The sequence below is a fragment of the Streptococcus parasalivarius genome, from assembly GCF_054785155.1.
In genome coordinates this window covers 86,160-111,307 of sequence record NZ_BAABOB010000001.1, presented here as the reverse complement: position 1 = coordinate 111,307, position 25,148 = coordinate 86,160, and the positions used below count along the sequence as shown (strand labels likewise).

Here is a 25,148-nt window from a genome sequence, read left to right as displayed (position 1 = left end):
TGTGCGAATTTCTCAGTACCACCGCTTCCTGTAACAAATGGGCTTCAAAGCACCTCCGAATAGTGTTATTCTATCACATTTTTTAACTCCACACAAATAAAATTGAGAACAAATCAATTCAGATATACCAATACTTACGTAATTCACATCATTACTTTACTTTTCAAAAAGAATCTTACTGTCCATATTGAGTAATGAACTACTTCAATTTAACAAGAGGTTATTGTGCCAAATGTTCTTTTATTTTTTCCTCCTTATTCGCAATTTCTCTTAAAAAAACAATATATTTTTCTTCCCTATGGTTAGCATAAAAAATTAATTCAAATTCTATACAACCAATCAATATACAAAGTAATAATCCAACACTTAAATTTTTCCACCCTATTACTCCATAAGTAGTTAACCATTCTAGTATACCAATCACTAAGCTCTCACCCATTGACATACAAATAATTACTTTAGACACGATATCAAAAAGCATATTTTTGAAATTCTTTTTATATAAACTAAAAAATATAGCTAATAACATAACAACATTAAATATTGTTAGGAAAATTATGTAAACAACAGAATCTATCTTGAAAAAAATAAGTAGTAAATTAGATAAAAATCCAACAACAAGAATAAAAGATATTAAACTATTGAAAATATCATATTTAATCTCATACTTAGACCTCTCCCAGTCGTACTTCAAAAGCAAACGAACATAATCTGCTAACTCTTCTACCTGTTTAGTATTAGATATATCAATTTTTTTAATCAACCTCCATATATGACCGTCATGCAAATAAAAAGAGTCTTCGTCTTCAGCAGTTAAATTCTTTCCATATGGATTAATTCGCGATTTCAAGCGTTGAATAGCTTCTGAACGTTTACCTACTTTACCCAAGTCATCTAAAATAACTTGGATATCTTTTCTCCACTCTGAACGTTCTTTAGTTATAAAATCAAGTTTATTCTTTTTGCTAGTATTTATAAATACTAAAATCGCACTCAAGATAGCACCTATTCCTGCTCCACTAAGTAGTGCAATAATCTGACCTACTTCCATTTTTCAACACCTCGCTTTAAGGATAACCTATCTAACTGTTCGAAATTATCGAACAGTTCAACTAACAGTTATTACCGCCCTCCCACTCACTCTTCAGCAAGCCATATCTCCAATCATCACAGCGGTTTCCTTTGGCATCTTTGCGGTCTCTTATGCGAGCTTCAATGGTGAAACCAAGTTTCTCAGCGACACGTTGACTTTGGACATTGTATCCAAAACAGATCAGTTCAATCTTGTGAAGGCCCAACTCCTTAAAAGCCAGATTAATCAAGGTACATGCTGCTTCTGGTACATAACCTCGGCCCCAATAATCTGGGTGCAAGGTATAGCCAATCTCAAGCACATCATCTTCGTGTCGATGGTTGAAATCAACAGAACCAATCACTTTATCAGTCCCTTTGACCACAATACCGTAGCCAGCTGGAAGATTTTCCTTTTGATTGCGTTCAGGAAGGATATGCTCTAGGTAATAAATCTCATCTTTCAAGGTCTTAACGGGTGGGAATCCTGCAGGGTAGGAGACTTCTGGAAGACTGGCAAAGTCAAAGATTGCCTCTGCATCTGCCACTGTACGATTTCGTAAGATGAGCCGCTCCGTTTCGATTCGTTCGGGTAACTCAGCTCTTGTCATCCTTCTTCCTCGCTTTCTTGATGAAGCTTCCCATGGGGTCGACACGATTATCTAGATAGCGATAAACACGTTTATGACCATCTCCCATAAAGTAAGTCGGTGCAAAAGAATCATTACGAAAATGCCCCCTATCATCTATCAAACCAGGATCAGCAAGGCGGTCTAGAATCTTAGCAAAGATATGACAGATACCATCTTCCTCAATAATTCGATCTACCTGGCAATCCAAAACGATTGGACAGGCATTCAGGATAGGTGCTTGTGTCAAATCAGAAGGTTGAAAATCTATGCCGAGTTTAGCAATCTTCTCACGGTGACTAATAAATCCAGCCTGCTCCATCTCCAGCATAAAACTTTCATCAGGAATATTCACTGTGAACTTCTGATAATGTTTAATCTGGTCTGCCGCATTTTCCTCACTACCGACCCCTATAACGAGCCAATCTCCTAGACTATAAGAAGAACTACAAGTCGTCACATTATAGCCATAGGTCTGGTCCTGGTAACCCAAGATAAAAATGGGAAAACCATAGTACAATTTACTGGTCTCAAAAGATTGCTTCATGTCACCCTCCTCTGATAGGAACGTAGACCTCGCTTTCGCTCTGTCTGCATCAATATCTCTAAATTCACCTGCGACCTTCGGTCTTGGTTCTTTAAAAGCTATAGAAAATCCCTGCCATATCCATGACAGGGACGAATGTGTATCCGCGGTACCACCCAGTTTTGAGTGGTAACCACTCACAGCTTTCTTGATTCAATTTGACCATCAGCAACCAGCTTTGACATTTGTGCGGATTTCTCAGTACCACCGCTTCCTGTGACAAATGGGCTTCAAAGCACCTCTGAATGGTCTTATTTTATCACAATTTTAAGACCAAGACAAATGAAATTGCGGAGAATAAATTTAACCAGAGTATCAAGGTGAAGGTTATTTAGACTTTATGTTTAAACCTTTTATTATTTTATTCAAAATAATCTTTATTTAAATATAAGCCTTTAAAAACATTCATCATCATCTGACTAAAAAGCATAGCTATCAAAAACGATGTTACTATTAATATTATAGAGGCAAGAATGCTTAATATAAACTCTGGAAATTTATCGAAATCTGGAATAGCATTCAATAATTTCTCTATCACTTCTTTTACATCATCGCCTTTTTCTATGTATTTATTTTTTATTTTATCTAAAGGAAGGGAAGTTAAAATATTTAAAAAAACCAATGTATTGAAGCATCCTATCTGAAGCATGTACAAGTGATTTTTCATCTTTTGTGTAGCATGCCTATTATAGTAATTTGAATCCAACGAATTAACTTCTCCTATAAAAATAGGTATCAACACCGGTAAGAGCCACGATAATATACTTATAAATTCTTTTCCAATCTGATCAAATATTATCAATAAAAGTAAAATAATAAAAATACTTTGCCAAAGAACTAGTACATTACTACGTTCTTCACCCCCATTATCAATTTGTTCAAGTAATTGAGACCAAAAGAAAAGATTAATAATTGAGGGGATAACATATACACTAATTATTGAGATTACAGTCAAACCTTTAATAGTTGGAGAAATCAGTAGGCCAAAATATAAAAAGCAAACTATACTCGAAACTAAATAATTTTTAATATGAGTATTCCATAATACTTTCCCCTCTCCTAAAGAAATTTGATTTGAGCGTTTATATATATAAATTGCACAAATTTCTCTAATCAAAGGTATTATAAGGAACATAATAACACCAAACACTATTGTAAAAAGTAATTCAAATTTTTTAAGTACAATAATATTAGGTAAATCAGCTTTAAACAAAGAATACGTCAATATAATATAGAAAATATCAAAGATATTGAAAAATGCCAGCGTTGCTCCATTCTTGCTTATTTCTTTTCTAATACTATCAAGTTTTTCATCTAAAAAAAGAGCTGAAAGACTAATTGGAACATAATATAATAGTAAAAAGAGAGATCTATACGAAACAAAGATTAATACAAAAGATATAACTAAGAAAGCAACCGACACCCAAAAGGATTTCTTCTTGTTTCCTTTAAAAAATGATATAAGCACATAAGAAAAGTTGATTATTAAATAAATAATCTTAACAAAAAGGTCTGCGGAAATTTTAGGGACAAAACTTGAAATAAAATTCCCTATAAATAAAGTAACACCAACAATAATTATCGATAATAGGGATAATATTGGTAAAACTCCCAACACATCCCAAAGAGCACTAAACACTTTTTTCAAAACTTTCTCCTTTACACCCTAATCATCCATATATTTAATCAAATCAGCTTTGACATTTGTGCGGATTTCTCAGTACCACCGCTTCCTGTAACAAATGAGCTTCAAAACACCTCTGAATGGTCTTATATTATCACAATTTTAAGACCAAGACAAAAGAAATTGAGGAGACCTGAATTTGCAAATAAGTCAGACTACAGATTTTTCCTTGGAACATAAATCCAATCCCTCATTTTATACACATAAGAAAAAACCCTGTCTTCCGACAAGGATTTCATCTTATTTTTCTTCCTTAGCTCTTTCTTCTTTTAGCCATTTTTCATAGCTTTCGAGTAGATTGATAGCCATTTGGGTTGCCAAGGCAACTGAGAAGGCTTCCGTACCTTCAGTTGTTTCGTCTTGGACTTCCAATTTACTTTCTTCGTAAATGGCTTTGAGAGCCTTATTGCTAAGCGTGTCTTTAAATGCTTGGAATTCTTTCATGGTCAAAGCCTCCTTGATTCTACGGCAACATCTACAGCTACTGTTACCGTTTTCACTTTAAGTTTACACCATTTCAGAGAAATTGCAAGGATTTTCCTTAATAATAAGGAGAGCTTTCACTCTATCTGCGACCTACTGAGCAGGAGTCGCAGCCCCTGTGAGATACTCAGTCGTATAGGCTACGATAGCTCCCGAATCAGCATTTACCGCGTAATTATAACGTAGACCGCTAGCAGCATAGTCAAAGCTGATATTGTAGACCTTATCGTCTCCTTCAGTCTTCAATTCCGTTTTCAAGTTTGTCACAGAACCTTCAGCTAGGCCAGCATGGTTAAGAGCTGTTGTTTGCGCAGTCTCTTTTGATACAGCTGTCTCTTCCTTGCTTTCACTAGGTTGAGTCTCGTCTTTAGGTTCTTCACCTTTTTGAGCGTCATCCTCATCCTTAGTTGTTGGATGGTCACTCTTATGTTTCAAAATAGATCCTGACTGACCATCAATTGTATACTCAAAATGGTTGTCTGACGTTGTGAAACTAATCTCATAACTTCCGTGAAGCCCAGAACGTGCTTTCGAAACTGTTGATTGAGAAATCTCAGAAGTTTTGACACCTGCATTTTTGTAAGCAATGTCTGCCGCATCTTGTTCTGACAAGCGATAACCTGAACCGTTAAAGATAAACAGGCCTGCAGCGATGGCAACTGGGATAGCGAGCAGAATCAGATAGCCCGCTAGCTTTTTCATTTTTCGCATAAAATTCTCCGCTATTTTAATCTAATACTACTATTATATCTTAAAGTTCTAAAATTGTCAGATAAACTTGGCTCATTTTTAGGACAACATCATAAAAAGTTCCCGATAGCTATCAGGAACTTCTACGAAATGTTACTATTTGGCCAGTTACAAAGACTAGTATGGCCATCCAGATAAAGAGGAAGCCTTTCAACTCTCCAAAGCTGACCGTCTCACCAAAAATGAGGATGGCTACGAGAAGTTGAATCGTAGGATTAAGATACTGGATAAAACCAATAAGGTTAAGCGGCGCCCTTTTGACTGCTTCTGAGAAGCAAAGCAATGGAACGGCCGTCACCACACCGGATATGGCTAGGAGAAACATTTCCATGCTCGAATAGGAAGAAAATGATTCTGGAGAAAAGAAAACGAGATAGATAGCTACAAAAGGTAGTAGCAAGCCACTTTCTACTAGCATGGCTACGTCACTGGAGAGCCTAACCCCTTTTTTGATTAGACCATAGAAACCAAAGCTCAGAGCTAACCCCAATGATACCATGGGAAGTTTTCCTGTATTGGCAACAAGAACCAGTACTCCTATAAAGGCCAATACTACTGCTGCCCACATGGTCCTACTCAATGATTCACGAAGAAAAATGAGGGCAAACAGGATAGAAACAATAGGCATAATGTAATAGCCCAGGCTAGCCTGCATCGCTTGACCATGACCCACAGCATAGATATAAATCAACCAGTTAGCTGCTATGAGAAAACTAGCAAGTAGCATACGAAGCAAGGCTTTCTTATCCTGCCAAAGTTCTACAAGCTCCCCTTTGAAACGTGTATTTTGCTTAGCGACTAGGGCGTAAGTCAACATAGTCACTACAGTAAAAATAATCCGCCATGAGAAGGTGTTGTAAGCCGAAACACCTGCTAAAAGCTTCCAAAAAAGGGATAAAAATCCCCATTGAATATAGGTGGCTAGACCAAAGAGTAGCCCTTGATTTTTTCTAGTCAACGACAACACCTGCTTTATCCACAGATAGGATGAAGGTTTCACCATCTAAACCAAGACCATCGATAGCCGTTTTTAGAGCCTCAGCTTGATCATTTGGTATCAAGGTCATAACTGTTGGGCCAGCGCCTGAAAGATAGGTCGCATAAGCACTGTATTGACCTGACAATTCCTTAATAGTCGCAAATTCTTTAACCAATTTTTGACGGTAGCGTTCGTGGAACATATCCCCTTGAATAGCATGTCCCGCCTTAACCAAATCGCCTGCAAAGAGGGCAGCAATGGCAACGTTTGCAATAGATGATGCAGCTACAGCTTCTTTGTAAGATAGGTCACTTGGAAGTACCCCACGTGAATCAGACGTCTTAAGTTCATAGCTCGGAATGAAGGCTACAAAGGCACACTCTGGAAAGTCTGTCACGATGCTATTAACATGTTCATCCACATAAGAGGCTACAACGAGATTCCCAAAAATAGCTGGGGCAACATTGTCCGGGTGACCTTCAATCTTGGTTGCAATATCAAGTTTATCATCGTCTGAGAGCTGCAAGTTTGCCAATTGATTGGCCAACTCGATTCCTGCTACAATAACAGAACTTGAAGAACCTAGCCCACGCGCTAAGGGAATATCTGATGTCATCACCAATTTATGGGGCTGCAAATCAGACTTAACTTGCAAGGCAGTTGAAATGAGGAGGTTATTTTCATCTGAAGGAATATCTCCCAAATCATGTTCGATATGCCATGCATCCGCTGGTTCAAGCACCTCGACTGTCAAATATTTAGAAACGGCAACACCCACAGAATCAAAACCTGGACCAATATTGGCAGATGTTGCTGGAACAGTAATTTTCATAATAATACACCAAAAGGAGGAAAGCCATCAGCGACTTTTCTCCTTGAATACCTTTCTTATACGCACCAGTATGGGCTTATCAATTAGTTAGACAAAACTTTCAATGTATTGACAACAGTGAAGTCTTCTGCTGCTTCAAGTTTTTCAGTAACAGCTTTGAGTTGTGTCTTAGACATAGCATGTGTAATCACAACGATACGAGCTGTTGTGCCATTTGCTTTTTGTTGCAAGACTTGTTCAAATGAAATATCTTCTGAGTTGAAGATTTCAGACAAGTGAAGGATTTTACCTTTTTCGTCTGGCGTATCAAGGGCAAAGTAGTAATTACTCTTAACATCTGCTGGATTAGCCAATGGCAAGTCACGACGGAACTCGTTAAATGGTTTACCAACATTGCCATCTGAAAGACGACGAGCAATACGGATAATATCTGCCAAAACAGATGTTGCTGTTGGTTTTTGACCAGCACCTGGACCGTAGTACATTGATTCGCCAATACCGATAGATTCAACAAAGACTGCATTCATGACATCGTTGACACTAGCAAGTGGGTGATTTTTTGGCAAGAATGTTGGCGACACTTCTGCTGAGATACCTGATTCTACTTCACGCACATCACCAACCAATTTGATGACATAACCCAATTCTTGAGCAACAGCTACATCATCAGTAGAGATGTTTGTAATCCCCTTATGAGTCACATCGTCGAAATCAATTGTGGCACCAAATCCAAATTGGCTAAGGATAACAGCTTTATAAGCAGCGTCAATACCTTCAACGTCGTTGGTTGGATCACTTTCAGCATAACCAAGTTCTTGGGCAGTCTTAAGAGCGTCCTCATATGACCAACCTTCGTCAACCATCTTAGTCATCATGAAGTTAGATGTTCCGTTAAGCACACCAAGAATACGTGTCACCTTGTCAGACGTCAAAGAGTTAGCCAAAGTACGCAAAATTGGAATACCACCAGCAACGGCAGCTTCATAGTAGAAAGCCACGCCCTTATCTTGGGCAAGAGAAATCAACTCTTTACCGTGAGTAGCAATCAAGTCTTTGTTGGCAGAAACGACGTTTTTACCTGCTTCAAGCGCTTTTGTGATGAAGGTACGAGCTGGCTCGATACGACCCATCAATTCGACAACGATTTGAATCTCTGCATCGTTAAGGATTTCGTCAACATTTGTGACAAAATTGTAGTCGTTGCCTGCAGCGATAAGACGATTTTTTTCCTCGTCATCTTTAACCAAAACCTTGGCAATTTCGAGTTGGTCACGTGAGGCTGCAAGAACCTTTTCACCATTTTCCTTCAAGAGGAAAGGAATACCGCTAGCTACTGTACCAAAGCCAAGCAATCCAATTTTAATAGACATTTACGATTTCTCCTTAAAAACATACATTTCTTTAATTGTACCACATTTCTATCGGAATTGACAGAATATTGTTGCCATTTAAGAAGACAAGTATTCTTTTTTTACTGAAAATTCTGTGCATTTCCATCCCATTTTTGTTAGAATAATAGCTAGACCTATTTGAAAGGGGATACAATGACTTCTCAAAAGAAAAAATCAACTAAAACCAATAGAAAAAAACTGAACCTTCTTCTGCTTTTCCTAAATATAGTCCTTCTTGGCTTACTGGCAGTATTTATGCTTAACCGACCAAATCAGTCGAAAAGCAACCAACATCAGGCTCAGACCAGTCAGTCTAAGACGACAGCTAAATGGAAAACCTATGACGAACCTGTCCAAATCCCTATCCTCATGTATCATGCGGTACACGTCATGGATCCATCTGAAGCTTCTAACGCTAACCTTATCGTTGACCCAGACCTCTTTGAAGCACAAATCAAGGCCTTGGCGAAGGCAGGTTACTATTTCCTAACGCCTGAAGAAGCCTACAGAGCCTTCACTGAAAACGCCCTACCTGCTAAGAAGGTTGTCTGGCTGACCTTTGACGATGGTAACGAAGATTTCTACACCATTGCCTATCCTATTCTCAAAAAATACAAGGCCAAGGCAACCAATAATATTATCACTGGCTTTGTCAAGAAAGGGAACGCTGGAAATCTTACCGTCAAGCAGATGAAAGAAATGATGGCGCACGGCATGAGCTTCCAGTCTCATACGGTTAACCACCCTGATTTGTCAGCCACTGACAAGGCAACACAAAAGGTTGAATTAACGGATTCTATTGACTTCCTTGAAAATAAACTCAATACCAAGGTCAATACCATTGCCTACCCATCAGGTCGCTACAATCAAACGACACTTGACCTAGCTAAGAAAACTTACAAGTTAGGACTAACAACCAACGAAGGGCTAGCCAGTGCCAAGGATGGTCTTCTCTCACTTAATCGTGTCCGTATTCTGCCAACAACAACAGCTAAAGGACTTCTCAGCGAGATTGATACTGACAATGAGTAAAAGAAATCACTTGATTCAAGAATCAAGTGATTTTTATGTTCTAGTCAAATATTTCTGATAGGAGAGCTACACCCTTTTCGATTTCAGCATCACTTAGGGTGATTGGTGGCAAAAGACGAATCACGTTTGTCCCTGCAGTTAAGACAATTAACCCCTTATCTCGAGCTGACTGGACCAATTCTCCTAAATTGCCAGTAGTCTCAATGCCAATCATGTAGCCCAAGCCACGTACAGTGGTAACCGTCTCTTTATCAGATAAAGCTGCCTGCAATTTTGCTTGTAGCTGGTTTCCATTTTCAAGGGCAGTATCTAGAAAACCTGGGACCAACATAACTTCAAGCGTAGCTTTGGCCGCCGCCATAGCCAGTTTATTTCCTCCAAAGGTAGAGCCGTGACTTCCGTAAGAGAAGGCTTCTCCAAGAGATGACTTAGCAAGCATGGCACCAACTGGCACCCCATTTGCCAAACCTTTTGCCAGAGTAAAGATATCTGGTTCAATATTGTAGTGCTCATAAGCATAAAGCTTACCAGTACGACCAAGTCCTGTCTGAACCTCATCTACAATAAGATAAATACCCGTCTCCTTACAAAAGTCAGCCAAAGCCTTAACAAAGTCCTTATCAGCAGGTTGAACACCCGATTCCCCTTGAACCAACTCCAACATAATAGCCGCTGTTTCGTCACTGGCTAAAGCTTTAACACTGTCTATGTCGTTAAAAATAGCATAGCTAAAGTGGGGCACACCTTCACCAAAGCCTTGTTTGATTTTATCCTGACCAGTGGCGGACATGGATCCAAACGTTCGACCATGGAAGGAATTTTGAAAGGTAATGATTTCTTGTTTGCCTGATGCCTTACGAGCGATTTTTATAGCTGCCTCATTGGCCTCTGCACCACTGTTACAGAAAAAGGCCAGATAATCCTTGTCACCAATTAAAAGGTCAGCAACATCTTCTTGCAACTGATTGTGATAGAGATTTGGCTGGTGCAAAATCTTGCCCACCTGTTCTGTCAAAGCCTGATTGACATAGGGATGGTAACCCAGATTGGTTACCCCAATACCTGATGAAAAATCCAAGTAGGTCTTGCCAGTTGTATCTGTCAAATAATTGCCCTGTGCCGAAGCAAAATCAATCGCTGCCCGCTTATAATTTGAAAATAGTTTTGTCATCTCTTACTCCTTGATTATGGTACCATCTGTCAGGTTATCACCAATAATGACCTGCTCAACACCAGCTTGAACTGTCTGAACAGCACTTTGAATTTTAGGAATCATGCCCCCAGTAACCACACCTGAATCTATTTTTTTCTGAACGTCCACAAAATTCAGATGCTCCAAAACCTGATCATTCTCTAAAACACCCTTAACATCTGTCATAAGGATAAGTTTTTTGGCACCTAGACTAATTGCCACAGCTCTAGCAAGGTAATCCGCATTGATATTGAGCAAATCACCCTGCTCACTATAGCCTAAGCTAGGAATCAAGGGGATCTTACCTTGAGCAAGGAGTGCTACTAAGGTCTGATTGGTGATGTTTTTAACTTCACCCACAAAGCCATAGGTCTCTTGATCCAAAAAATCAGCATGAACAAGGTCCGGAAGCTCATCTATGACCTGATAGGCTGGCAAACCTGCAGTTGTCAGCTCACCTGCTAAGTTTTTCCCAACTATGTCAACCAAGGCTTCTTTAATCAAGGCCATATCTGACTGACTCGTCACACGAAGACCATTGACCTTGTGAATTGGAATATGATTCTCCTCCATCAGATGATTAATAGCAAAACCACCCCCATGGATGATAACAACTTTCTGACCAGCCTGCTGCCATTCTGACAGTTTAGCCAATATCTCGGGAGTTAGCTGCTTACTGGCTACTCCACCAATCTTAATTACAATATATTCAGCAGTCATCAGTTAACTCCTTTTCCTTAGATAGTCTAAGTGTGATAGAGGGCATTAATCTTAACGTAATCGTAAGAAAGATCACAACCCCAAGCGGTTCCTTTTTCATGTCCAGCATGAAGATCTACCGTAATGGTCACTTCATCCTCATGCATGATGTCTTTCATTTCCTCATCATCAAAGCTCACAGGACTAGAGGCTAGCATGACTGGCAGACCGCCAAGCATAATATCAACATTGTCCACAGGAACGTCCACACCGGCATAGCCAACAGCAGCTAGAATACGCCCCCAGTTAGGATCTTCACCAAAAATGGCTGTTTTGACCAGACTTGAACCAACAACAGATTTTGCCATCATACGGGCATCAAGGGCATTAGGGGCATTGATCACATCAACTTGGATGAGCTTATTGGCACCTTCACCGTCCTTGGCAATTTTCTTAGCCAATTCTTGCATCACGAAATTAAGCATTTTTGAAAACTTATCAAATTCTGGTGTACCTGGCAGAATCTCTTCATTGAGCGTGCAACCATTTGACATGACAAGAACCATATCATTAGTTGATGTATCCCCGTCAACTGTAATCTGATTAAAGGTCTTTTCCACATTTTGGCTCAAGGCTAATTGAAGGGTGTCACTAGAAATATTAGCATCACAAGTGATAAATCCTAGCATGGTTGCCATATTCGGGTGAATCATGCCTGAACCCTTAGCAACGCCTGCCATAGTAACCACATCACGACCAAAAGTCTCCGTCACAGCAATGGTCTTAGTTGCTGTATCTGTCGTCAAAATCGCCTTAGCAAAATCATCAGCATTCCCATTGACCACCAACTTGGAAAGACCATTTTTCAAGGTATCCATTGGTAGCAACTCACCGATAACCCCTGTAGAAGCCACACCAACCAAATCTGGTTCAACACCTAGCTTTTCAGCGGTCCACTCCTGCATGGTGTAGGCATCTTCTAAACCTTGGGTCCCTGTGCAAGAATTGGCTACTCCTGAGTTAACAACAATAGCCTTCATTTTCCCAGCTTTTTTCACCGAGGTCTTGGTCACAATTAGAGGAGCTGCAATCACCTTATTGGTCGTGTAAACTCCTGCCACATTGGCTGGTGTTTCAGAGACAATCCAACCAAAATCCATTTTTCTCTTTTTAAATCCTGCATGTAGCCCATCTGCTGAGAATCCCAGCGGACTAGCAATTGTTCCTTCAATGACTTTCATATTTTTTCTCCTAACTCTATGCTTACATCTACAAGTATGACGGTGTCATAAGCAAACCTTCCGTCTCATCCCACCCTTGCATGAGGTTGAGATTTTGCACTGCATGTCCAGCTGCTCCTTTAAGCAGATTATCAATGACTGAAATAACTGTCAGAACATTGGTTTTTTCATTATAGGCAAAGCCGATATCTGTAAAATTCGACCCAATAACGTTGTGTAGTTCTGGCAAACTATCTTGCACACGCACAAAAGGTTTATCATCATAAGCTTCTGCAAAGGCTGAAGCCACATCAGCTACAGTCACGTCCTTCTTCAACTTACAATAAACTGTAGCCATGATTCCTCGATTAACTGGTAAAAGAGACGTTGAAAACTGAATCTCAGGCATTTCCGGATTAAAGGTCTTCAAGGTTTGAACAATTTCAGGAATATGCTGATGATGATTGAGTTTATAAGTCACGTAATTATCATGAACATTGACAAAATGACTAGACTCACTTAAAGCCTTACCCGCACCAGTTAAACCAGACTTGGCATCCACAATGACACTATCCGTCTCAATCAGACCGGTAACAACCAAAGGAATCAAGGCTAACTCTGTCGCTGTCGCATAGCATCCAGGATTGGCAATAAATTTCTTACCCTTCACATCTGCATATTCTGATAATGCGTATGTAAATTTATTCAAAACACTCTGCTTAGCAGGTGATTTTTTATACCATTCTTGATAAACATCTGCTGGCAAGCGATGATCGCCAGACAAATCAATAATAGGAAAATCAGCCAGAACAAATTCCTCTGCTAGCGAACTAGCGACTCCTGAAGGTGTGGCAAAGAAAGTCAAATCCGCCTTTTGCATAATCTTTTCCGCATCGTAAGCTTCAATTTCTAAGTCACAAACACCTGTCAGATAGGGATACACATCAGACAATCGTCGGCCCACTTCCTTGGTTGCGTGAATAGAAACAAGTTCCACTTTTTTATGATTATTCAAAATTTTAACTAACTCTAAACCACTATAACCAGTGATACCAACGATTGAAATTTTCATTTATGCACTCCTTTTGAATAAATATGTAACTAGTTTATTGCATTTTTATTCGTTTGTCAAGGAGGAATTGAAATTAACATGAAAAAAACAAGCAGTCTTTTTCAACTACTTGTTTCATGATTGTTATCTAATTATTAAATAATTGCAAGTTGGCAATACGATCGACTGCTTCGACCAGACGTTCTGGCTCTACCAAAAGCCCAATACGAACATAAGCATCACCCGCTGGTCCAAACCCTTTTCCTGGTGCTACAGCAACATGGGCCTTTTCAAGCAAAAGATCCGCAAAACTCTCACTAGTGTAGCCCTCTGGTACAGGCATCCAAGCATAGAAAGAACCTTTGGATGGAAAGGCCTTCCAGCCAATCTTAGCAGCTGCCTGGACAAAGGCATCTCGACGGCTATCATAAGTCGCATTCAGTTGAGCAACAGCCTCCTCAGATTTAGGATCTAAGAGGGCTGCAATCCCAGCCTCCTGCAAGGCAGGAAAGATTCCCACAAAAAGATGGTCTTGAATCAGATTTAAGGCTTCAATCATTTGTTCATTCCCAGCAGCAAAGGCCAAACGCCAACCAGCCATATTGAAGGTTTTCGAGAAAGTATAGAACTCAACGCCCACATCTTTAGCACCAGGTGTTGATAAGAAGCTAGGATTCTCATAGCCTCGATAGCCCAAAGCTCCGTAAGCTAAATCACTCACCACACCAACTTCGTAAGTCTTAGCCCAGGCAACCAACTTTTCATAAAAGGCCTTAGTCGCCACAGCACCCGTAGGATTATTTGGATAATTGATATAGATAAACTTAGCACGCCGAGCTGTCTCTTCAGGAATGGCATCCAAATCAGGCAAGAAATCATTTTCAGCCGTCAAAGGAAAGGTCTCATAGGCTACACGTCCTAGACTCACTCCTGATAAATAATCAGGATATCCTGGGTCAGGTAGGAGCAGGAGGTCACCTGGATTCATCAAAGCTATGGGTAATTCCACAAGCCCAATTTTAGCACCTCCCATGACACAAATCTCACGCTCCGCATCCAAATCAACCCATAATGTTTCTTGTAAAAACTAGCAGCAGCTTCCTTAAAAGGATGATTGCCTCGAAACTGTGAATACTTATGGCTAGCAGGATTTTTCGCTGAGGTACAAAGCGCCTCAACAATATGGTCATAGGTTGGTTGGTCAGGATTGCCCTGACCAAGATTGATAACATCTGCTCCTTCCGCCACCTTGGCATTAACTTTAGCAACCAAACCTGCAAAAAACTGCTCTGGCAATGCCTTCAATAAGTCAGATTCTTCAAATAACATAAACACTCCTTAATGATACAAGTCCGTGCGACGATCCTCAAAAACAGGAATCTGACCTCGAACCTTATCTACCTCTTCAAGATTAATATCAGCCGTAAAAATTCCCTCCTCATGCTCCTTGGTTTGTAAGACCACATTTCCAAGTGGATCTATAACCATAGAATGTCCTGAAAAGATATCGTCCGGTCCTGCTCCAACACGATTGACAGCAACTACAAAAGCTTGATTTTCAACTGCACGCGCCTTTAACAAAATCTCCCATTGCTGCACTCGAGGTTCCGGCCACTGCGCTACCACAAAAAGTACCTTGGCCCCTTGTGCCATCTGTGTTCGCACCCATTCAGGAAAACGGATATCATAACAAATGACACTGGCAGCTATCACACCATCAAGCTCAAAAACAGACTCATTCGACCCAGCAGACATGTACTGGTCCTCTGCCATAAGGCCAAAGAGATGGACCTTGCTATAGGTATTGATTAAGTCCCCAGACTTATTATAGACATAGGTTGTATTGTAGAATTTGCCGTATTGCTCAATAGCAACAGACCCTCCGATAATAGCCACAGCATGTTTCCTAGCAAAATGAGACAAGAGTTCTTGAGAGTCCAATCCATGCTTATCCGCAAGCCCATCAAGTTCATTTAAAGCATAGCCTGTATTCCACATTTCAGGAAGCACAATAACATCAGGATTATCATCAAGCGCCCTTTCCAGCATCTCTATGACGTGTTTTTTATTTTCCACAGGCTGTCCGTGAACGACATCCATCTGTACCAACGCGATTTTCATAATAACCTCGATTCTATATTAACCATTATAGCACTCCAAAAGACGTCACAAAAATTGAAAAATTCAATCTCATGATAAAGAGAGGCTATCAGAAAAGGCTGGACATATTGTCCAACCTGATTCTTTATCTCATTAAGCAATATCGACGTAACGGCGAGCACCACTCACTGTCATGTATGAGAGCCATGTGTGACCGTCCGCTGTCAAAACCTTATCGTAGTTAACACTCATACCCTTGTCATAGTAGGCCAACTCTGGGCTTGAAACCTTGGCTTCTGCCTTGATTGACGCACGACCTGTGAAGGTATAACGGCCTGATTCTGGCAGACTTGGTTTATCGGCTGGCTTAGCAACGGATTTTGTTTCTGGTTTAGCTTCTGCCTTGGCTGCTGCAATATCAACATAACGACGAGCACCACTTGCTGTCATGTATGAAAGCCATTGACGACCATCAGCTGTGAGAACCTTATCGTAGTTAACACTCATACCTTTATCATAGTAAGCCAACTCTGGGCTTGAAACTTTAGCTTCTGCCTTGATTGACGCACGACCTGTGAAGGTATAAGTGCCTGATTCTGGCAGACTTGGTTTATCCGCTAGTTTAGCAACCGGTTTAACTTCTGGTTGGCTTGCTGGCTTAGACTCTGCCTTGGCTGCTGCAATATCAACATAACGACGTGCACCACTTGTTGTCACGTATGAAAGCCATTGATGACCATCGGCTGTCAAAACCTTATCGTAGTTAACACTCATACCCTTGTCATAGTAGGCCAATTCTGGACTTGAAGCTTTGGCTTCTGCCTTGATTGACGCACGACCTGTGAAGGTATAACGGCCTGATTCTGGCAGACTTGGGTTATCCGCTGGTTTAGCAACCGGTTTAACTTCTGGTTGGCTTGCTGGCTTAGACTCTGCCTTAGCTGCTGCAATATCAACATAACGACGTGCACCACTTGTTGTCACGTATGAAAGCCATTGACGACCATCGGCTGTCAAAACCTTGTCGTAGTTAACGCTCATACCCTTATCATAGTAGGCCAACTCTGGGCTTGAAACCTTAGCTTCTGCCTTAATTGACGCACGACCTGTGAAGGTATAAGTGCCTGTCGCTGGAAGACTTGATTGGTCCGCTGGTTTAGCAACTGGTTTAACTTCTGGTTTAGTTTCTGTAGCTTTAACTGTTGCAATATCAACGTAACGACGGGCACCGCTTGCTGTCATGTATGAAAGCCATTGATGACCATCGGCTGTCAAAACCTTGTCATAGTTAACACTCATGCCCTTGTCATAGTAGGCCAACTCTGGGCTTGAAACCTTAGCTTCTGCCTTGATTGACGCACGACCTGTGAAGGTATAAGTGCCTGTCGCTGGAAGGTTGATGGCACCTGTAGGGGCTGGTTTGCTTTCAGCAGGTTTGCTGCTAGTAGCATAATCGCCACCTTCAATACCAAAGTACTCTTCCAAGCTCAATCCTGAATCGTGGATGTCTTTAGCTTCTTTACCCACATAGCGGATATGCCATGCTTCTGACATGTAGCCGGTTGAAGCTTCTTTACCTGCTTGGAAACGCACGATAAAGCCATAGTTATGTGCATTGTCTTTAAGCCATTGACTAGCTCGTGAATCTTCAAGCAAGTTACCAGACTTATCAGTCAAATCAAAGACCAAACCAGTTTGGTGTTCGCTATATCCAGGACGAGCTGAGTAACGATCTGCAGCTGCCTGACCATCACGGCTAACATAATTGTCGTAAAGAGTCTTTTGATAGTCATAAGAACGGAAACCACTGTATGAACGTCCGACATTCAAACCTTGGTTAATCATATCATCACGAAGGCGGACAAAAGCCGCCTTAGCTGTAGGATTTTCACCTGGGTTATAGTCCTTAGAAAGACCATGCTTCTTATTGACAATGATAATATCATCGTATTTACCACGAACACTGTAGTAAGAACCGTTATTGGTCAATTTCCCTGTCACTTGAGTTTCAGTGATTTGAGGGACTGTAGCTGTAGTTTCGGTAATATAAGTTCGTTTACCATCCAACATATAGTAAAGATGCACAGAATAAGTACCAGCATCGCCCTTATGGCTAGCTGTGTCTACATGAACCTTGTAACTTCCGTCTGACTGTTTATCAGCATGGTACCATGTAAGGTCGTCTTGGCCATTCTTATCTGACCAGATTGGAACACGGACTTCTTTAACTTCTTTGCCACCACCTGAAACATTGGTAACGACAACATCAAAGCCATTAGACGTTTGGTTGGTAATCGTCAATTTCCCTGTTACTTGAGTTTCAGGGACTTTGGCTGTAGTTTCTGTGATATAGGTTCTCTTACCATTCAACATATAGTAAAGATGGACAGAATAGGTACCAGCATCGCCCTTATGGCTAGCTGTGTCTACATGAACCTTGTAACTTCCATCTGACTGTTTATCAGCATGGTACCATGTAAGGTCGTCTTGGCCATTCTTATCTGACCAGATTGGAACACGGACTTCTTTAACTTCTTTGCCACCACCTGAAACATTGGTTACGACAACATCAAAGCCGTTAGACGTTTGGTTGGTAATCGTCAATTTTCCTGTTACTTGAGTTTCAGGGACTTTGGCTGTAGTTTCGGTAATATAAGTTCGCTTACCATCCAACATATAGTAAAGATGGACAGAATAAGTACCAACATCTCCCTTATGGCTGGCTGTATCTACATGAACCTTATAACTACCGTCTGATTGTTTGTCGGCATGGTACCATGTAAGATCATCTTGACCATTCTTATCTGACCAGATTGGAACACGCACTTCTTGGACTGTCTTGCCACCACCTGAAACATTGGTAACGACAACATCGAAGCCATTAGAGGTTTGGTTGGTAATCGTCAATTTTCCTGTTACTTGAGTTTCAGGGACTTTGGCTGTAGTTTCGGTAATATAAGTTCGCTTACCATCCAACATATAGTAAAGATGCACAGAATAGCTACCAGCATCGCCCTTGTGGCTGGCTTTATCTACATGAACCTTGTAGCTACCATCTGACTGTTTATCAGCATGATACCAAGTGAGATCATCTTGACCATCTTTATCTGACCAAATTGGAACACGGACTTCTTGGACTGTCTTGCCACCACCTGAAACATTGGTAACCACAACATCGAAGCCGTTAGAAGTTTGGTTGCTTATAGTAAGGTCACCTGAAACACGGTTTTCTTGTGGTTTAGACTCAGTAGCTTTCAAAGTCGCAATATCCACATAACGACGTGTACCACTGTAACTAATATAAGAAATCCATTGGTGGTTATCCGCAGTCAAGACCTTGTCATAGTTCACCTTGTAGCCTTTTTCCAAGGTATAAAGCGTTTCTGCAGAAGCCTTAGGTTCGTTTTTAACATTCAAGCTACGTGTCACATTATAAGTACCACTTGCTGGAAGCTTTTCAGCACCTGTAGTTTCTGGTTTTACTTGATTAGTTTCTGTTGGTTTAACAGTTGGTGTTTCAGCTTTGGCAGGTGTCAAAGTCGCAACATCTGCATAATAGCGAACATAGTCATAACCAAGGTAAGAAATCCATTGGTGATTATCCGCAGTCAAAACTTTGTCATAGATAACATGGTCACCCTTACTGAAAACAAAAGTAGGTTTGAGGTCTGCTTTTGGTTCTTTCTTAATATTTGTGTCACGTGTAAAGTAGAAAGTTCCTGTCGCTGGGATGTTCAAAGCCCCTGTTGTAGCTTGAGCGCCATTAGAAGGCTTACCATCCCCATTACCACTATTACCGTTACCACTACCAGCTGCCACTGGTTTCACTGGCGCATAACGACGCACGCCAGAGTATGATTTGTAGCTAATCCATTGGTAGCCGTCAGCTGTCACGACTTGATCGTAAAGAACGCTGTCTCCTGGATTTACATAAAATTCAGCCTTGGCAGACACCTTAGGTTGATTCTTAATCTCTGTACGTTCCTTGTAGACATAAGTTCCTTGACTTGGAAGGTCGCTGTCTGTAGTTGTAGCTGGTTGGCTCACCAAACTAGTATTGACAGCTGCTCTCGTTAAGGCAGATACATCAAGGTTAGTGGCTGTTTCAGATGAAGCATTTGTGTTCCTTGTCGCTTCTGAGCTAGCAGTTGTTGATTCAGAAATTTTATCTGCTGCTTGTGAGGTACTAGCACTCACTTCACTTCTAGCCTCGCTAGTAGCAGTTTCACTAACTGTTTGACTCGTTGTTGAAGTTTCGCTAGCTTTCTCGCTTGATGCTACCCCATCGGTCGCTACACCACTGAAAATATCAGCTGCTGTCACAGCATCACTATCTGAGGTAGCACGCAAAGTGGCATCTGAAGGTGTTGAAACTTCATGATGCTCATCAGCCAAAGCTTGACCTGCAAAGACCAAACTAGCTCCTAAAAGAACTGATGCTGCCCCAAATGAATATTTACGAATGGAAAAACGTTGTTGTTCGTGTAAAAATTTTTCTCGTTTCATATCAATGATTCTCTCTATCGAATTGATGTTACTGTTTGATTGTAACACTCGGTGACAAATATTACAAGTATTTTACAGTATGTTACTGAATATTTCTCACTTGTCCATTAGTATACCAAATTTATTTGACTTGTTCACACCTAAATCATAAACTGTCCAATTTTTGTCATAATCGAAAGTCGAAGCAAGCCATACTTATTTATTCGTAATTTTCTTAGAAAAAGTGAAGAAAAATATAAAAGATCACTATTAAAATAGCAATCTTTTTTTCATGTTAATTACGATAAAATGGATAATTTTCTGCATCATCACTTTGACCAATAACAAGATGGTCTGAATCGCCATTACCATTTCCAGGAATAGCCCAAAAAGCTGCGCTATCAATATCAGAAGCAATTGTTCCTGAAAAATTTCCATTATTTAAATGTCCAGAATAGAGATGATAAGTATAACCACTCCCATTTTGTACTGTGCCATCTGGTGAAATTGTAACAAATTCTCCTCGAGAGTTTGTCCAAGTACCAGCGATTGAACTATAATCACCTGAACTTAGTTGCTTCCCATTAAACGATGATGATGATTGTGTTTCTTCTCCTGTTTTTTCTTTTGTAGGCTCAGAAACTCCTCCTGAAGATAAGACCGTTTCATCAGTGTCTTTAGTTGCAGAATCTTTGGCAACAGAAGACTCACTAACCTCAACTGTTTCATCTTTTGTGTCTTCATTTTTTACATGAGGGTTTGAATTTTTCTTATCGTTCTTAGTAGATTTACTTGAGCTTGAAGATGACTTCTTAACCGTTTTGGCTGGGCTACTACTTGTGCTAACACGCGCCGACTCATGACTATTAAACTTAGTCACTAAGAAGACAGCGAGGATAACTACAATAATAGCTGATAGGATACCAATGAGTTTACTTGTATTTTTCATGAGTGATGTTCCTTTTCTGATAATTTACTAGGTTATTATAATATATAGACAACTAAATTTTTCATTGAAGTCATAAACAGTCGTTTTTTCGTCATAATCAAACCACATCTTCTATTTTTAGTGTCTGTTTAAAACGATAGTCTTTAGATTGTGTTGACAAAGAACAATTAGGGTACTTCCCTAAAATCTCTCGAACAGTGGACAGACCTATACCGCGGCCCTCTCCTTTACTTGAGTGACCAAGTTTAAAGATACCGACTGTATTGATAGATTCTTGAGCAATGGTATTCTCCACTATCACCACCTTTGTCTCTCCACTGATAAGAGCAATGTTTACTTCTTTAGCACCGCTATCCAGACTAGCTTCAATAGCATTATCCAAAAAAATTGACAACACTGTTATGAAATCCAACAATTCCATCCTTGATACTTCAAAGACGTCGCTGACCTCAAGGTGAATGGTAATAGACTGTCCCTGTGATTCCAAAATTTTACTAGCCAGGACACCTTTAACGGCTTCATCTTTAATATTAATCAAGTTGGCAATTTCGTACTGTTTCCCCTCAATCCGAGTCTTTGTTTTTTCAAGGATGTTATCGTAGATATCGGAAATAATAGCCATATCCTTGGAGTCAATGCCATATTTGATACTAGACAAAACATTTAGGTAATCGTGCTTGAAGCGACGAAGATCCGTATAGAGTTGCTCGATTTGTTGACTATAATGAGCCAAATCACTCATTTGCCTATCTTTTTGGAGTAGGACTTCTTCTTTTAGTCTCTCACTGAAGGTCGCATTGATATAAACAAGGGTCGCAAGAAAGAGTAAAGCATAGGTCACCACGAGATAAACATGCCAATCTCTTCCTCTAGGGCTCTGTTGCACAAAAAAGGTAATATATTGGAGAAGGAGGGCATAAGATAACATTGATATATCTATGAGTAATAAAAAGTACTTTGAAAATGACTTTCGAAAACCATAGTTCAATGCTTTGAAATCCACTTTTAAGGTCTTAATGATTAACCAAAACACAGGAAAGACTAGCAACTCAATGACAAGGTTTAAATGAAAATGGTTAAGTACAATCAGATAATGACGATTGATGACCAAGGCAATCCCATAAATAATAAGATTGTGAACAAGACTTTCTATGACGATTGGAAACAAGCCATAGAAAATATCTAATAACCTATTGCCATAACGATTTCTGTAGAGGGAATAAACAACCAAGAAGGCATGCCCTAAAACATAGGATAGTGCTGGAGAAAGCACAAACAAAAATCGGATAATCAAGGGGATGATGATATACCATCTTAGCTTTATCTTCTCGGAGGTAATGTATTGATAAATGAGAATAAAGAGGATAATCTCCGCTAAAAAGTCTAGATTATCCAACAAAAAATTGATTGCTGTCATAGGCTGATTCTCTCAAGCAATTTCTTTAGTTTCAACTTTGAAACATAGCAAACGCCACCATTTTCAAAATAGACTGTCCCCGTACTTTTATCTAATTTGATGATATTTTCTGGATTGATAAGGAAAGATTTGTGGCATTTAAACAGTCTAGGATCACTCTTTTCAATTTGAGAGAGACTGCCATAAAACTCAATCTGCTCCTCTTTGGTATAAAGGATAACCTTGTGAACAATGTCTGATGTCTCAAAGTATAAGATATCATGAAAGGGAACCTGAATAACGGTCTTAGCATTCTCAATCCGAAAAGCATCTTCTGGATTCTGACTCTGTATCTTTTTGCAGGTTAATAAGATAATACTTTCCACACGCTTTTGAAAGTCCTCACCCTCCAAAGACTTATCAATAAAGTCTAGGGCTGCCAGTTGGTATTGAAAAGTCAAGGGCAGATACTCTGAATGGGTCGTGAAGAAAACAATATTGGCATAGGGATCATTCTTGCGAATCTGCTTAGCCACTTCCAAACCTTTTTTAGTATCGTCTTTAATTTGAATGTCCAAGAAAAAGAGCTGATGAGACCCTCGCTCGGTAATAGACTCTAATAGCTGATTGGGTTTGTCAAAAACCTCAAAGTCGCCTACTTTAATGTTATTTTTCTTAAGAACCGTATGAATAACCTCTTCAATACGATTTTGTTGGATAAAATGATCCTCTAAAACATAGATGTTAAGCATGGCATAACTTCCTTTAGCATAATCTTAAGAGAAATTCTAAGTTAGAGCATTTCTTTAATAAATGAACCTCTCTTATTTATTCAAAATGAGATTTATTGTTCTCTTTACTTATTTTACATTTTTATTACAAAAAAACAATAGTTTGTAACATTTTTTTGCTTCAATCAACTAAAAAAACACCCCACAAAGTTAGATTTTATCTGTCTAACTTTTGGGGTGCAGTTCATAAATAGCAATCTTTTTCGTACTAGTTACGATAATAAGGGAATCCCTCAGCAGTTTGGTCTTGACCAATAACAAGGTAATCAGAGCCGTTACTGCCTCCAGAAATCGCTCTCAATGCAGCTGAGCTTGTATCTGAGAAAACTCCTGCATAGAAAATATTATCTGAAACTCTTTGAGGCTTCAATTGAGCAGTATAACCTGTTGAGTTTTTAATAATTGTACCATCAGCATTAATTGTAACTGATTCACCATTCGCGTTAGTCCAAGTTCCCACAAGAGAGCTAATATCACCATTGTCAAGGGCACCAAAGTCAAGCGAGGATTGACTATTATTTGTGTTCTTCTCAGATTTAGCCTTATCTGTTCCAGCCACAGATTCAGCCACTTGTCCACCATCTGTAGCGCCTACTTGAGCTTGTTCTTGAGAAGAAGCTTTAGGTGCTACTGCTGAATCCTGATTGTCATTTTCTTCATTTGAAACTGCTGAAGATGATGATTGAGTTGATTTTTTATCCCTCTTAACAGCCTTACTTGAGCTTGAAGATGATTTCTTAACCGCTTGGACTGAACTGCTACTTTTGCTAACACGCGCCGACTCATGGCTGTTAAACTTAGTCACTAAGAAGACAGCGAGGATAACTACAATAAGAGCTAATACGATACCAATAAGTTTGCTTGTATTTTTCATGAGTGATGTTCCTTTTCTGATAATTTACTTGATTATTATAATATATAGACAGCTAAATTTTTCATTGAAGTCATAAACGGTGGTTTTTTCGTCATAATCAGAAAATAACATTTAAAATAAAAATACTATATACATCAAACTGCTATGGTTTTTGGAACAAGCATCTTAGCAACAATCTCTTTTTGTTTAGCTTTTGAAACCAAGCATGACTCTCCGTTTTCAAAATAAATAATACCTAACTCTTTGTCCAATCTCACAATGTTTTCGGGATTTACAACAAATGATTTATGGCATTTATATAATCTGCAGTCTTGTTTCACAATTTTTGACAATTGACCATAGAACTCAATCTGCTCTTCCGTTGTATGAAGAATCACCTTATGAACTGTTGGAGATGTTTCAAAATAGAGAATCTTATGAAAAGGAACTTGTATAGTTGCATTCTTTGTATCTACCGTAAAAGCACACTCTATTTGGCTAAGACCATTTTTAGAAAGTGCTAATCCAATATCAGAAATAATCCTATCTTCATATTCATTATCAGGCAAATTCTTATCAATAAAATCAAGTGCGGCTAAGCGATACTGAAAGGTTGAAGGTAGGAGTTCGGGATGTGCTGTGATGAAAACAATACTCGCATACGGATCTCGCTCACGAATCTGTTGAGCAACCAATATTCCCCCTTCGATATCACTATCAGATCCAATATCTAGAAAAAAGAGTAAATGCGAGCCCCTTTCCGTAATACGCTCTAATAATTGATTGGGTTTATCGTATAAATTGACCTTCCCAATTCTTAAAATATATATTTGTTTAGACTTGTGGATGGCATCCTCAAGACGAGCTTGTTGAAAATAATCTTCTTCTAAAACAAAAATATCTAACATGCTCAATACCTCCGTTTTATAACATTTCCTTTCAATAACTTGATGAATTAGCTATTTATAGAACGAA

Annotated in this window: 21 protein-coding genes and 1 pseudogene; 1 reads left to right on the top strand and 21 read right to left on the bottom strand. The window is 39.6% G+C overall.

Annotated elements, in window-relative coordinates:
• Nucleotides 1-220: 220 nt before the first annotated feature.
• From ACYVQ1_RS00535 to ACYVQ1_RS00495, 9 genes are all read right to left on the bottom strand, one after another.
• The gene (locus ACYVQ1_RS00535; protein WP_461249476.1) at nucleotides 221-1,051 is read right to left on the bottom strand and encodes a hypothetical protein; all 831 of its coding nucleotides are present in this window, start codon (nucleotides 1,049-1,051) and stop codon (nucleotides 221-223) included.
• A 61-nt stretch (nucleotides 1,052-1,112) separates the two neighbouring features.
• Complete coding sequence (locus ACYVQ1_RS00530) at nucleotides 1,113-1,682, bottom strand: GNAT family N-acetyltransferase (RefSeq protein ID WP_461249475.1); 570 nt, start codon at nucleotides 1,680-1,682, stop codon at nucleotides 1,113-1,115.
• Complete coding sequence (locus ACYVQ1_RS00525) at nucleotides 1,669-2,247, bottom strand: flavin reductase family protein (protein ID WP_461249474.1); 579 nt, start codon at nucleotides 2,245-2,247, stop codon at nucleotides 1,669-1,671. The genes ACYVQ1_RS00530 and ACYVQ1_RS00525 overlap by 14 nt, the downstream gene beginning before the upstream one ends.
• 400 nt (nucleotides 2,248-2,647) lie before the next feature.
• Nucleotides 2,648-3,934 (bottom strand): hypothetical protein, encoded by a 1,287-nt coding sequence (locus tag ACYVQ1_RS00520; protein ID WP_461249473.1) that lies wholly within the window; start codon nucleotides 3,932-3,934, stop codon nucleotides 2,648-2,650.
• 276 nt (nucleotides 3,935-4,210) lie between these two features.
• Nucleotides 4,211-4,414: a hypothetical protein gene (locus tag ACYVQ1_RS00515; protein WP_347107280.1), complete on the bottom strand. Its 204-nt coding sequence runs from the start codon at nucleotides 4,412-4,414 to the stop codon at nucleotides 4,211-4,213.
• A 132-nt stretch (nucleotides 4,415-4,546) separates the two neighbouring features.
• A complete protein-coding gene (locus tag ACYVQ1_RS00510) occupies nucleotides 4,547-5,164 on the bottom strand; it encodes a PepSY domain-containing protein (protein ID WP_461249472.1) in 618 nt (205 codons plus the stop codon).
• A 112-nt stretch (nucleotides 5,165-5,276) separates the two neighbouring features.
• The gene (gene rarD, locus ACYVQ1_RS00505; protein WP_461249471.1) at nucleotides 5,277-6,161 is read right to left on the bottom strand and encodes an EamA family transporter RarD; all 885 of its coding nucleotides are present in this window, start codon (nucleotides 6,159-6,161) and stop codon (nucleotides 5,277-5,279) included.
• The gene (gene thrB, locus ACYVQ1_RS00500; RefSeq protein ID WP_461249470.1) at nucleotides 6,154-7,014 is read right to left on the bottom strand and encodes a homoserine kinase; all 861 of its coding nucleotides are present in this window, start codon (nucleotides 7,012-7,014) and stop codon (nucleotides 6,154-6,156) included. Before thrB ends, rarD begins: the two co-directional genes overlap by 8 nt.
• Nucleotides 7,015-7,097: 83 nt before the next feature.
• A complete protein-coding gene (locus ACYVQ1_RS00495) occupies nucleotides 7,098-8,384 on the bottom strand; it encodes a homoserine dehydrogenase (RefSeq protein ID WP_060973221.1) in 1,287 nt (428 codons plus the stop codon).
• A 174-nt stretch (nucleotides 8,385-8,558) separates the two neighbouring features.
• Between ACYVQ1_RS00495 and ACYVQ1_RS00490 the strand changes: the two genes are divergently transcribed.
• Entirely contained in the window at nucleotides 8,559-9,437 is an 879-nt protein-coding gene (locus ACYVQ1_RS00490; protein WP_461249469.1) for a polysaccharide deacetylase family protein, read from the top strand.
• Between the two features lie 40 nt (nucleotides 9,438-9,477).
• Here the strand turns inward: ACYVQ1_RS00490 and ACYVQ1_RS00485 are convergent, their stop codons facing one another.
• From ACYVQ1_RS00485 to ACYVQ1_RS00430, 12 genes and pseudogenes are all read right to left on the bottom strand, one after another.
• Nucleotides 9,478-10,608 carry an acetylornithine transaminase gene (locus ACYVQ1_RS00485; protein ID WP_461249468.1) on the bottom strand — a complete coding sequence of 377 codons (1,131 nt, stop codon included), beginning with the start codon at nucleotides 10,606-10,608 and terminating at the stop codon, nucleotides 9,478-9,480.
• A 3-nt stretch (nucleotides 10,609-10,611) separates the two neighbouring features.
• Nucleotides 10,612-11,349 carry an acetylglutamate kinase gene (gene argB, locus ACYVQ1_RS00480; RefSeq protein WP_461249467.1) on the bottom strand — a complete coding sequence of 246 codons (738 nt, stop codon included), beginning with the start codon at nucleotides 11,347-11,349 and terminating at the stop codon, nucleotides 10,612-10,614.
• 26 nt (nucleotides 11,350-11,375) lie between these two features.
• Nucleotides 11,376-12,569, bottom strand: coding sequence for a bifunctional glutamate N-acetyltransferase/amino-acid acetyltransferase ArgJ (gene argJ / locus ACYVQ1_RS00475; RefSeq protein WP_461249466.1), 1,194 nt, complete (start codon nucleotides 12,567-12,569; stop codon nucleotides 11,376-11,378).
• 28 nt (nucleotides 12,570-12,597) lie between these two features.
• Complete coding sequence (argC, locus tag ACYVQ1_RS00470) at nucleotides 12,598-13,620, bottom strand: N-acetyl-gamma-glutamyl-phosphate reductase (protein ID WP_461249465.1); 1,023 nt, start codon at nucleotides 13,618-13,620, stop codon at nucleotides 12,598-12,600.
• Nucleotides 13,621-13,747: 127 nt separating this feature from the next.
• Nucleotides 13,748-14,928: pseudogene (locus ACYVQ1_RS00465) on the bottom strand (aminotransferase class I/II-fold pyridoxal phosphate-dependent enzyme).
• A 9-nt stretch (nucleotides 14,929-14,937) separates the two neighbouring features.
• Complete coding sequence (locus ACYVQ1_RS00460) at nucleotides 14,938-15,720, bottom strand: carbon-nitrogen family hydrolase (protein WP_048676257.1); 783 nt, start codon at nucleotides 15,718-15,720, stop codon at nucleotides 14,938-14,940.
• A 132-nt stretch (nucleotides 15,721-15,852) separates the two neighbouring features.
• A complete protein-coding gene (gene ldcB / locus ACYVQ1_RS00455) occupies nucleotides 15,853-20,205 on the bottom strand; it encodes an LD-carboxypeptidase LdcB/DacB (RefSeq protein ID WP_461249464.1) in 4,353 nt (1,450 codons plus the stop codon).
• 274 nt (nucleotides 20,206-20,479) lie between these two features.
• On the bottom strand, nucleotides 20,480-21,133 hold the full coding sequence (locus tag ACYVQ1_RS00450) for a DUF6287 domain-containing protein (protein ID WP_461249463.1): 654 nt from the start codon (nucleotides 21,131-21,133) through the stop codon (nucleotides 20,480-20,482).
• Nucleotides 21,134-21,230: 97 nt separating this feature from the next.
• Nucleotides 21,231-22,550 carry a GHKL domain-containing protein gene (locus ACYVQ1_RS00445; RefSeq protein ID WP_461249462.1) on the bottom strand — a complete coding sequence of 440 codons (1,320 nt, stop codon included), beginning with the start codon at nucleotides 22,548-22,550 and terminating at the stop codon, nucleotides 21,231-21,233.
• Complete coding sequence (locus ACYVQ1_RS00440; RefSeq protein WP_461249461.1) at nucleotides 22,547-23,281, bottom strand: response regulator transcription factor; 735 nt, start codon at nucleotides 23,279-23,281, stop codon at nucleotides 22,547-22,549. The genes ACYVQ1_RS00445 and ACYVQ1_RS00440 overlap by 4 nt, the downstream gene beginning before the upstream one ends.
• 247 nt (nucleotides 23,282-23,528) lie before the next feature.
• Nucleotides 23,529-24,194: a DUF6287 domain-containing protein gene (locus tag ACYVQ1_RS00435; protein WP_347099759.1), complete on the bottom strand. Its 666-nt coding sequence runs from the start codon at nucleotides 24,192-24,194 to the stop codon at nucleotides 23,529-23,531.
• 134 nt (nucleotides 24,195-24,328) lie between these two features.
• Nucleotides 24,329-25,081: a response regulator transcription factor gene (locus ACYVQ1_RS00430; RefSeq protein ID WP_347099757.1), complete on the bottom strand. Its 753-nt coding sequence runs from the start codon at nucleotides 25,079-25,081 to the stop codon at nucleotides 24,329-24,331.
• Nucleotides 25,082-25,148 lie beyond the last annotated feature (67 nt).